The following is a 1,146-nucleotide window of genomic DNA, read 5'->3' as shown; positions in this document are numbered from 1 at the left end:
GCAGGTCTCGGTGCCGGTGGACTGGAACTTCGAGAGGTCCAACAGGGGTTGCGACATGGTTCGGTTCCCGTTTCCCTTTACTTCGCCGCGCGCAGCGTGTCGACGAGTTCGTCGAGGCGCTGTTCGCTCATGAAGCTGCACATCTGGCGGTCGTTGACCAGCATCACCGGCGCGTCGGCGCAGGCACCCAGGCATTCGCTCTTCTGCACGGTGAAGAGCCCGTCGGCGGTGGTGCCGCCCTCTTCCACACCGAGCCGGCCGCACAGGTGCTCGAGCGCGGTCTGGCCGCTGCGCAGCTGGCACGGCAGGTTGGTGCAGACGTTGAGCTTGAACTTGCCCAGCGGCTGCTGGTTGTACATGTTGTAGAAGGTCGTCACCTCGTGCACCGCGATCGGCGGCATGCCGAGGTACTCGGCGATCAGCTTCTCGCTGTCGGCCGAGACGAAGCCCTGCTCCTGCTGCACGATGGCCAGGCAGGCCATCACGGCGGACTGCTTCTGGTCGGCGGGGTACTTGGCCACTTCGCGGTCGAAGCGGACGCGGGTCGATTCCGAAATCATCGGTCGATCTCTCCAAACACGATGTCCATGGTGCCGATCACGGCAACGGCGTCGGCGATCATGTGGCCGCGCGCCATCTCGTCGAGCGCAGCCAGGTGCGCGAAGCCGGGGGCGCGGATCTTCAGGCGGTACGGCTTGTTCGCACCGTCGCTGACGATGTAGATGCCGAACTCGCCCTTCGGGTGCTCCACCGCCGCGTAGGCCTCGCCCTCGGGCACGTGGAAGCCTTCGGTGAAGAGCTTGAAGTGGTGGATCAGCTCTTCCATGCTGGACTTCATGTCCACGCGTCCGGGCGGCGCGACCTTGTGGTTCGCGGTGATCACCGGGCCGGCGCCTTTTGCCGAGTCTGCGCGCAGCCAATCGACGCACTGCTGGACGATGCGGTTGGCCTGGCGCATCTCCTCGACGCGCACCAGGTAGCGGTCGTAGGTGTCGCCGTTGACGCCGACCGGCACGTCGAAGTCCATCTTGTCGTAGACGTCGTAGGGCTGCTTCTTGCGCAGGTCCCAGGCGATGCCCGAGCCGCGCAGCATCGCGCCGCTGAAGCCCAGGTTCAGCGCGCGCTCGGGGCTCACGACGCCGATGC

At 66.0% G+C, this 1,146-nt stretch carries 2 protein-coding genes; both read right to left on the bottom strand.

Annotated elements, in window-relative coordinates:
• Nucleotides 1-77 precede the first annotated feature (77 nt).
• Nucleotides 78-560 carry an NADH-quinone oxidoreductase subunit NuoE gene (gene nuoE, locus AC1D15_RS33435; RefSeq protein ID WP_047502920.1) on the bottom strand — a complete coding sequence of 161 codons (483 nt, stop codon included), beginning with the start codon at nucleotides 558-560 and terminating at the stop codon, nucleotides 78-80.
• The coding region (locus AC1D15_RS33430) for an NADH-quinone oxidoreductase subunit D-related protein (protein WP_477829450.1) at nucleotides 557-1,146 on the bottom strand (590 nt) is incomplete at its 5' end. The genes AC1D15_RS33430 and nuoE, both read right to left, overlap by 4 nt.

The sequence above is a fragment of the Rhizobacter sp. P2_H2 genome, from assembly GCF_056403375.1.
Note: the sequence above shows the minus strand (reverse complement) of the source record. Positions and strands in the feature narration are given on the sequence as shown.